The sequence below is a fragment of the Fulvivirga lutimaris genome (assembly GCF_009711525.1).
GTDB classification, from domain to species: domain Bacteria; phylum Bacteroidota; class Bacteroidia; order Cytophagales; family Cyclobacteriaceae; genus Fulvivirga; species Fulvivirga lutimaris.
This window is the reverse complement of sequence record NZ_SMLV01000256.1, coordinates 1-8,746: the sequence shown is the minus strand read 5'-3', so window position 1 is coordinate 8,746 and position 8,746 is coordinate 1. Positions and strand designations below refer to the sequence as shown.

Sequence of the window (8,746 nt, the reverse complement as noted above, 5' to 3'; positions counted from 1 at the left end):
GGTATTAGAATTCATTAAAAAAGAGCTTAAAATTGAGTGGCGTAATAAATACGCCCTTAATGGAATCCTATTATACCTTGTCAGCACCATTTTCATTTGCTATTTAAGTTTTAATGTTAAATACAATCAACTTAATGTTGTAACCTGGAATGCATTGTTTTGGATCATTATTTTATTTGCTTCAATAAATGCCGTTGCTAAAAGCTTCATTCAGGAAAAGCAGGAAAGGCTTCTTTACTATTATACCATCATTAGTCCTCAGGCCTTAATCTTTGCGAGAATTATCTATAATGCTCTTTTATTAGTTCTGGTAGCTTTATTAGGATTCTTTTTTTACGGTTTAATATTGGGTAACCCTGTAGTTAATACATGGCTGTTTGTGGCCATTATTCTATTGGCATCTGTAGGCTTTTCCTCTACGCTGACTTTAATTTCTGCCATTGCCTCAAAGGCAGGAAATAATCAAACACTGATGGCAGTGTTGGGCTTTCCGATAATTCTCCCTATGCTTTTGATGGTTATTAAAGTTTCTAAAAATGCTATTGATGGCCTTGAATTATCTGCTAGCCTCGATGAATTAATAACCTTATTGGCAATTAATATAATTGTTGGGGCGGTTTCTTTTCTCTTATTCCCGTATCTTTGGCGCTCGTAAAACACGAGCACTATGCGCCAAAATTGGTGGAAATTTTTAACTGTATTTTTATTAGGCTATACCTTCATTGGAGGACTCCTTTTCGAAGTTCCCAGGCTAAATATTTTAAATGAAACCATTAGGGCATTGCATTTCCATGTGCCCATGTGGTTCGGAATGATTATCCTACTGTCTATTTCTGTTTACTATTCTATAATCTACTTGAGGAAGGGGAATTTTGAAGCTGATCAAAAGGCTATTGAATTTGCTAATGTGGGGGTTATTTTTGGTGTTTTCGGAATCTTAACCGGTATGTTTTGGGCCCAGTTTACATGGGGCGCCTGGTGGAGTGGAGATCCTAAGCAAAATGCCTCAGCTATAGGGTTATTAATTTATTTTGCTTATTTCGTGCTTAGAAGCTCCTTAGAAAATGAGGAACAAAGAGCCAGAATAAGTGCGGTTTATAACATTTTCGCATTTTCTGCATTAATCCCTTTACTGTTCATTTTACCTAGATTAACCGACTCACTGCACCCGGGTAATGGCGGAAACCCTGGCTTTAATGCCTATGATATGGACAGCAGATTAAGGTTGGTTTTCTATCCTGCTGTGATTGCATGGACTATGTTAGGAGTGTGGATAGCTACTATTAGATTTAGAATTAGAAGATTGGAATCTACTCACTTATGAAGAAATTGATACTCATATTTTTTCTCACATTTTCATTGAATGGAATGGCGCAGGAAAAGCAAAAAATTGAAGCCTCTGATTACACCAATAGTGATGTAGAAATGGCAGATGCTTTGAGAGAAGATGGTAAGATATATGTCCTAACCGGAATTATATTAATCATTTTGGCAGGAACTATTACATATCTTGTAACGATTGATAGAAAGGTATCACGATTGGAGAAACAGTCAAAAAGTTAATATTATGAAAAGGTCTCATATAATTGGTATTGTATTAATAGCTGCGGCCATAGGCATTATCATTTCTACTGCTGGAGATGCTAGCACTTATGTCTCTTTTGAAGACGCTTATGTAATGGCTAAGAATGGTGATAGCAAAAGTATTCATGTTGTGGGTGAACTTACTCACGATGCAAGTGGCGAGGTAACCGGCATTTACCCATCACCCAATAAATTATCTTTTAGGTTTATAATGCAAGATGAAAAAGGTAAGAAACAAGAGGTTTACTATAATGAGCCTATGCCAGCAGATTTTACAAGATCTGAAAAGGTGGTAGTTATTGGCTCATATCATGATGATCTATTTGTTGCAGATAAAATATTAATGAAATGCCCTTCTAAATATCAGGAGACTACGGTGAACGCTGAAATGTAGGGAAAAGAGGAAAATAATGGTGCATGAATTTATCGGTGACTTAGGTCATTTCTGTGTTGTAGTTTCATTTATTAGTGCTTTATATGCGGCTTTTTGCTTCTTTAAGGCATCATCAATCGGGGAGATTTCCATAGCTGACGGGTGGACCAAAAATGGCAGAATGGCCTTTTATGTTCATGCCATTTCAGTACTTGGAATCGTAGTTAGCCTCTTCTTTATTATTTACAATCACTATTTCGAATATCATTATGCATGGTCGCATTCTTCGCGAAGGCTACCAACACATTATATGATCTCATGTTTCTGGGAAGGTCAGGAAGGTAGCTTTTTACTTTGGCTGTTCTGGCATGCCTTGTTAGGGATTATTATTATTGCCACTAACAAGTATTGGGAAGCTCCAGTAATGACAGTGTTTTCCGCGGTTCAGGCATTTTTAGGCTCTATGATCTTGGGAGTTGTTATACCTGGCATTGAATTGAAGATTGGTAGCTCTCCTTTTATACTACTTAGAGATGCGATATCTGCTCCTATTTTCGCAAGTCAGCCCGACTTTATTCCGCAAGATGGAACCGGACTAAATCCATTGTTACAGAATTACTGGATGGTGATCCATCCTCCAACATTGTTCTTGGGTTTTGCTACCACCATAATTCCATTTGCCTATTGTATTGCTGGACTGTGGAAGAAGAAATATAAAGAATGGATAAGGCCTGCTTTACCATGGGCGTTATTTTCAGCAGCTATCTTGGGTATTGGTATCTTGATGGGTGCCTACTGGGCTTATGAAACGTTGAACTTTGGGGGTTATTGGAACTGGGACCCTGTGGAGAACGCTGTTTATGTGCCGTGGTTGTTTTTGATAGCTGCTATTCACACCATGGTTGCTTATAAAAATAGTACTACAGCCTTAAAGTCTTCAATCATTCTAGTCATCACTTCTTTTGTATTGATACTTTACTCTACATTTTTAACCAGAAGTGGAGTTCTTGGTAATGCCTCAGTGCACTCTTTTACCGATTTAGGGTTGTCAGGTCAGCTTTTAATCTACCTTATATTCTTTACGGCAATTGCTATTGTGCTTGCTGTAGTTAGGTGGAAAGAAATACCAACTAGTGAAAAGGAGGCAGATACTTACTCCAGAGAATTTTGGATATTTATAGGAGCACTTTCATTATGCCTTATGGGTTTTCAGGTGCTGATACCTACATCAATTCCGGTTTTCAACAAAGTAATTGAGCTTTTTGGAGGTATGGGCAATTTTGCTCCTCCAGCAAATCAAATAGAATACTATTCTAAATTCCAATTATGGTTTGCTGTAGTAGTGGCCTTACTTTCAGGCGTTGGGCAGTTTTTCTGGTGGAAGAAAATCGACCTTAAGACTTTAAAGGATAACCTTTCTGTTCCTTTGGTTTTAACTTTGATCGTTAGTTCAGCTATTATTCTTTTCGGAGATGTGGCTGATCCTGCTTATATCATTTTGTTATTGGCGGGAGTATTTACTGTGGTTGCCAATGGAAAGATTTTAATTGGCTTATTCAAAAGTAGCCCTAAATTATCTGGAGGAGCTATTACTCACATTGGTATTGGCCTAATGCTTATCGGAATCATGTTTTCTGCAGGATATTCGAAAGTAGTTTCACTTAACAACACAGGAATGCTCATTTCCAAAGAGTCATCAGCCGAGTTTAATAGTGAGAATTTATTACTTTTTATCAATGAGCCTAAAACGATGCTCGACTATGATTTGAAGTATAAGGGTGAGCGATTGGAGCCTGTTAATGAGAACATGTTCATCTCTAAAAATGATGTTGCTAAGACAGCGGTTGCTCATTTGGTTACAGCAAAAACTCAAATCTTTAAAGGAGACGAGTTGATTTTTGATGTCAACGATACCATCGAGATTGCTCCTGAGAATACATTTTATGAAATTGAATATACTACCAGAGATGGTGATAAATTTACATTATACCCAAGAGCTCAGGTCAATGAGGCTATGGGTGGGCTGTTAGCTTCACCTGATATAAAACGAGGTGTAAGCAGCGACCTTTACACTCACGTTAGTTCAGTGCGCAATCCTACTGAAGAAATGGAATGGAGCGAAATGGAGGAGTTTAGAGTGGGTATTGATGAAAACTTCTTCGTTAATGATTATGTAGCTAGTGTGGAAGGGCTGCAGAGATTGGAGACATTGGAAGGTATTGATCTCACCCCGGAGGATGTGGCCATAAGAGCGAGAATTAAAGTTCAGGGCGAAGAAAGAGATTATATTTCAGAGCCAGTATTCTTGATTAAAGATGGACTTGTTGGTAGAATACCTGATGAAGTGGATGATCTAGGACTTAAGCTTACTTTATTAAATGTTCATCCTGAGACTAATAACTTTTCTATAGGTGCCAATACTAGACAAAAGAACTGGGTAGTGCTCAAAGCACTGGAAAAACCTTATATCAATTTACTTTGGCTAGGAACATTAATTCTGGTAATCGGTTTTGGAGTTGCTATTAACAGAAGGTATTCCGAATTTCAGAAAATGAAAAACAAAGGATTGGAGTAATTTCAAAAGCCCATGGGCAAAAACATATCTTTTATTGGGTCAGGAAATGTGGCATGGCACTTGGCACCGGCCTTGGAAAATGCAGGTCATGTAGTTAGAGAAGTTTATAGCAGGTCACCTAAAAATGCTTCTAAACTTGTAGATCGCCTTTATCAGGCCGAGATTAAGGAGGATCTCGATTTCTCAGAGAGTAACTCCGAAATTTTTATTATTTCTGTTAGTGATGATGCCATTGATGAGGTAGCCCAGGAAATAGTGCTGCCAGAAGATGCACTCGTAGTTCATACATCAGGGGCGAAATCAATAGGTATTTTGGGATACACTGCCTCAGAATTTATTGGTGTTTTTTATCCGTTACAAACCTTTAGCAAATCTAAAAAGGTAAATTTTGAGGAGATACCTATTTGTATAGAAGCTGAACATTCAGAGACGGAAGCGGCATTAAAAAGCCTTGCCAAGAGCATTAGCAAAAAAGTAGTTAGCATAGATAGTGCTGACAGAAAGACACTGCATGTGGCGGCAGTATTTGCATGTAATTTCACGAATCATTGTATGGCAATTGCTGAAGACATACTCAAGGTCAATGACATGGACTTTGATCTTTTAAAGCCATTGATTATTGAAACATTGAACAAGAGCTTTGAACTAGGGCCACACAATGCTCAGACAGGCCCAGCCAAGCGGCATGATTTTGAGACGCTGGATAGCCATATGGAATATATGGAAAACAATGAGCGACTTGCAGAGCTGTATCGATTGTTTTCTCAGCACATTGTTGACATGCATCCTCGCTCATAATGTCATCACATCATATAGTTAGAGATGAGCAGGAGCCTGCATTAATTGTTTTCAACTCAGATTTTAATGAACAAACTATTCAGGAGTTGCTTGAGTGGAGTCCTACTGTAATCACAAAATCAGCGTTGATAGAAGAGCTTCTTCCTTATGGCTTCAAAATAGATATTGTTATTGGTTCTATGGAGGATAGGGATTCAATTATGTCTTTATTGTCCCATCAACAGCCCTTCAAATATCTCTCAAAAAATATCTCTGATGATGATCTCTTGCAGGCCATTTATTATTTAACGGCTTCAAAATATAAGGCGGCAAATCTGCTGTTAGAGCCTAAAGATGAGGTGCTCAATCTAATTCATTCATTCCTCATACAACTTGACCTTGTGTTTTATTATCAAAGATTCAAATGGGTTTATTGCAGGGAGTCAACTTTTAGCAAATGGTTGCCAGCGGGTGCGTTATTAAAATTTAGGGATGAATCGATTAAAGTCACTCAGGACCAAAAATCTTTAGGGTATAAGTTGCTGGAAGGTGAATGTGTTTGTGAAGTACAGAAAGAAGGTCAAACTATAATCAGCGGGCAAAAGGATTTTTGGTTAGGTCAAAGTATTTGATGCCTTCACTATTCTGTCTTTGCCGTTGATATCCTGAATAATCTCAATGTTTTTGTAGCCTTCATTTTCTAGCAGTTGTGCCACTTGGTTTCCGAAGCGCTCATTGATTTCAAAATACAGTCTGCCCTCATCCTTCAGGCACTGACGGCCCGCTGCAGCAATTTTCTGATAGAATATCAAAGGATCTTCATCGCTGACAAAAAGTGCAGTATTAGGCTCGTAATTCAGCACGTTTGGCTTCATCAACACCTTTTCACTTTCTGTAATATAAGGAGGATTGCTTACCAATACATCCAACCCAATAACCGGAATTCTTTCTGTCAATATATCGATCATCAAAAAGTCAATATCCACTTCATGCTTTGAGGCATTCTGTCGGGCAATTTTTATCACCCTCGGATCAAAGTCAATGGCATAACCCTTATTCAGCTTCAGTTCCTTAATTAACGTGATGGGAATGCATCCGCTGCCAGTTCCAATGTCAAGAAACTTGATTTTCTTCTCTTTACTATCTTTTATAATTAAGTCAACAAGCTCTTCAGTTTCATTTCTGGGGATAAGCACACCCTGTGCAACGTTAAATTTTCTGCCATAGAACTCAGCCTCTTCCAGTATATATTGAATAGGCTCGTTCTTATTTATTCTGTCAATAAAATTTTTTAACTCTTTGCTTTGAGACTTACTGATGTTGATAGATCTGTCAGTTATGATCTCTGACTTATTTATTTTGAAAAGCTCATCAATAATGATATATGTCAGGCTTTGTTTTTCCTGATCAGATTCATCAATAGTGATATTGTTAATCACATATTGCAATAATTTTTTCGAAGAATCGGGAATAATTTCTGACATTGTGTTTAATCAGATAGGGTTTGCTAACATTGCAAAGCTTGTTTAAAACACCAATATATGACTTTGGGCGTAAATATAGATGAATTTTACATGCAACGAGCAATTGATCTTGCCAAACTTGGTTTTGGGCAGGTTAGTCCTAATCCTATGGTGGGGTGTGTGATTGTTCATGACGGAAAGATTATTGGTGAGGGATGGCATCAAAAATATGGAGAGGCTCATGCCGAGGTCAATGCCATTAATGCAGTAAAAGATAAGTCTCTATTATCTCAAAGTACTTTATATGTCAACCTTGAGCCTTGTGCTCATTATGGTAAAACTCCTCCATGTGCCGATCTTATTGTTGAGCATAAACTTAAGACTGTAAAAATCGCCAATGTGGACTCAAATCCATTGGTAGGTGGAAAAGGTATTGAAAAACTGAGAAATACAGGTATTGAAGTCGAAACTGGCATTTTGGAAGATCAGGCTCGAGAACTGAACAAAAGATTCTTCACTTTTCTGGAAAAGAAACGACCTTATATCATTTTAAAGTGGGCGCAGACTGCTGATGGTTATATAGCACGAAAAAATTATGATTCTAAATGGATCAGCGGGGAAGAAAGTCGGAAGTTGGTACACAAGTGGCGGGGCGAAGAAGATGCCATCATGGTGGCAACGCATACCGCACAGTATGATAATCCGAGGTTAGATGTGAGGGATTGGTCCGGTGATAATCCTGTGAGGGTGGTGATTGATAAGAAACTGGAGTTACCAGCTTCGCTTAATTTGTTTGACGGCAGTATTCCTACTTTGTGCTATAACCTTAAAAAAAATGAGACCGCTGAGAATGTAGAATGGATAAAAGTGGAGGAAGAAGATATGCTTAAGAATATTTTTAAAGACCTGCACCAGCGTGATATTCAATCCATCATTATTGAAGGTGGAGCGGCATTGCATAAGAACTTGATTGATGCCCATTTATGGGATGAAGCAAGGGTATTTGTTTCAGAAACAGTATTTGGAGGAGGCATTGATGCGGCAAGATTATCTTTACCACATCAGGAGGAAATTATTAACGAAGACAAATTGTTGGTTTACAGGAATAGAAAATAATTAATAATCGTCACTTCGAAGGAAGTATGACTGAGAAGTCTCCTGATTGATTAAGGAGACTTCTCACTTCACTGCGTTCCGTTTCGAAGTGACGACAGAGAAAAAATATGGCAGAAGAACTTATCATCAACACCTCTACAGACAAGAGAGAAAAATACGAATCATTATTACCTCAAATAGAGGGACTCATTTCATATGAAGATGATTTGATTGCGAACCTTTCCAACATAGCAGCTGCATTGAAATTCGGCATGAATTTCTTTTGGGTAGGCTTCTATATTGTGAAAAATGATGAATTGGTATTAGGGCCATTCCAGGGACCGATTGCTTGCACCAGAATAAGAATGGGCAAAGGTGTTTGCGGAACAGCATGGGAGAAGAACGAAACAGTACTGGTGCCTAATGTTGATGAATTTCCAGGGCACATAGCCTGCAGCTCCGACTCTAAATCCGAGATAGTCTTAACGGCTTCTAAAAATGGGGAAGTACAATTGATCCTTGATGTAGACAGCGATCAGCTGAATGACTTTGATGAAGTAGATAAGGAGTGGTTAGAGAAACTTATGGTTTTGATTGAGGGAAAGTTGTAATTTTTTAACCGCTTAGTTCACAGAGCTACGCAGAGGTTTTTCTCTGTTATCTCCGTGCACTCTGTGGTTTATTTTTAAATTGAGCTCATTGATCTTGACTAAAAACAATTATGAATAGCAAGGCTCTTATATTTTTCATTTTTCTAACCACTAATATTGTCATGGCTCAGAAAAGTGGTGATTTTATTTTCGGATGGAGACCTGTGAATCCTTCAGAGTGGTTACGTCAGAATTCATCAAGTTTATTTACGAAAGAGGAAATTCATAT

Annotated in this window: 10 protein-coding genes; 9 read left to right on the top strand and 1 reads right to left on the bottom strand. The window is 38.1% G+C overall.

The window, feature by feature from the left end:
- The first annotated feature begins 13 nt into the window (after positions 1-13).
- Genes E1140_RS03640 through E1140_RS03610 form a run of 7 tightly spaced genes read left to right on the top strand, consistent with a single transcriptional unit; the run spans position 14 to position 5,941 of the window.
- Positions 14-655: a heme exporter protein CcmB gene (locus E1140_RS03640; RefSeq protein WP_185153409.1), complete on the top strand. Its 642-nt coding sequence runs from the start codon at positions 14-16 to the stop codon at positions 653-655.
- Positions 656-667: 12 nt separating this feature from the next.
- Positions 668-1,324, top strand: a complete 657-nt coding sequence (gene ccsA / locus E1140_RS03635; RefSeq protein ID WP_155179131.1) for a cytochrome c biogenesis protein — start codon at positions 668-670, stop codon at positions 1,322-1,324.
- Positions 1,321-1,563, top strand: coding sequence for a CcmD family protein (locus E1140_RS03630; RefSeq protein WP_155179129.1), 243 nt, complete (start codon positions 1,321-1,323; stop codon positions 1,561-1,563). The genes ccsA (E1140_RS03635) and E1140_RS03630 overlap by 4 nt, the downstream gene beginning before the upstream one ends.
- 4 nt (positions 1,564-1,567) lie before the next feature.
- Complete coding sequence (locus tag E1140_RS03625) at positions 1,568-1,978, top strand: cytochrome c maturation protein CcmE domain-containing protein (RefSeq protein ID WP_155179127.1); 411 nt, start codon at positions 1,568-1,570, stop codon at positions 1,976-1,978.
- Between the two features lie 16 nt (positions 1,979-1,994).
- Positions 1,995-4,532 carry a cytochrome c biogenesis protein CcsA gene (gene ccsA, locus E1140_RS03620; protein ID WP_155179126.1) on the top strand — a complete coding sequence of 846 codons (2,538 nt, stop codon included), beginning with the start codon at positions 1,995-1,997 and terminating at the stop codon, positions 4,530-4,532.
- A gap of 12 nt (positions 4,533-4,544) precedes the next feature.
- Positions 4,545-5,330, top strand: coding sequence for a Rossmann-like and DUF2520 domain-containing protein (locus E1140_RS03615; RefSeq protein WP_155179124.1), 786 nt, complete (start codon positions 4,545-4,547; stop codon positions 5,328-5,330).
- Positions 5,330-5,941: a hypothetical protein gene (locus E1140_RS03610; protein WP_155179121.1), complete on the top strand. Its 612-nt coding sequence runs from the start codon at positions 5,330-5,332 to the stop codon at positions 5,939-5,941. The genes E1140_RS03615 and E1140_RS03610 overlap by 1 nt, the downstream gene beginning before the upstream one ends.
- Here E1140_RS03610 and prmC read toward each other — a convergent pair.
- The gene (gene prmC / locus E1140_RS03605) at positions 5,924-6,793 is read right to left on the bottom strand and encodes a peptide chain release factor N(5)-glutamine methyltransferase (protein WP_155179119.1); all 870 of its coding nucleotides are present in this window, start codon (positions 6,791-6,793) and stop codon (positions 5,924-5,926) included. The genes E1140_RS03610 and prmC overlap by 18 nt on opposite strands.
- Before the next feature lie 57 nt (positions 6,794-6,850).
- Between prmC and ribD the strand changes: the two genes are divergently transcribed.
- Entirely contained in the window at positions 6,851-7,888 is a 1,038-nt protein-coding gene (ribD, locus tag E1140_RS03600; RefSeq protein ID WP_343034134.1) for a bifunctional diaminohydroxyphosphoribosylaminopyrimidine deaminase/5-amino-6-(5-phosphoribosylamino)uracil reductase RibD, read from the top strand.
- Positions 7,889-7,995: 107 nt separating this feature from the next.
- Entirely contained in the window at positions 7,996-8,478 is a 483-nt protein-coding gene (locus E1140_RS03595) for a GAF domain-containing protein (protein ID WP_155179117.1), read from the top strand.
- Positions 8,479-8,746: the final 268 nt, after the last annotated feature.

Bases quoted from the DNA above. Each gene is read 5' to 3' on its own strand.
- ccsA (WP_155179126.1), top strand. From the start codon at position 1,995: ATGGTGCATGAATTTATCGGTGACTTAGGTCATTTCTGTGTTGTAGTT.
- E1140_RS03610 (WP_155179121.1), top strand. From the start codon at position 5,330: ATGTCATCACATCATATAGTTAGAGATGAGCAGGAGCCTGCATTAATT.
- ccsA (WP_155179131.1), top strand. From the start codon at position 668: ATGCGCCAAAATTGGTGGAAATTTTTAACTGTATTTTTATTAGGCTAT.
- prmC (WP_155179119.1), bottom strand. From the start codon at position 6,793: ATGTCAGAAATTATTCCCGATTCTTCGAAAAAATTATTGCAATATGTG.
- ribD (WP_343034134.1), top strand. From the start codon at position 6,851: ATGACTTTGGGCGTAAATATAGATGAATTTTACATGCAACGAGCAATT.
- E1140_RS03625 (WP_155179127.1), top strand. From the start codon at position 1,568: ATGAAAAGGTCTCATATAATTGGTATTGTATTAATAGCTGCGGCCATA.
- E1140_RS03630 (WP_155179129.1), top strand. From the start codon at position 1,321: ATGAAGAAATTGATACTCATATTTTTTCTCACATTTTCATTGAATGGA.
- E1140_RS03615 (WP_155179124.1), top strand. From the start codon at position 4,545: ATGGGCAAAAACATATCTTTTATTGGGTCAGGAAATGTGGCATGGCAC.
- E1140_RS03595 (WP_155179117.1), top strand. From the start codon at position 7,996: ATGGCAGAAGAACTTATCATCAACACCTCTACAGACAAGAGAGAAAAA.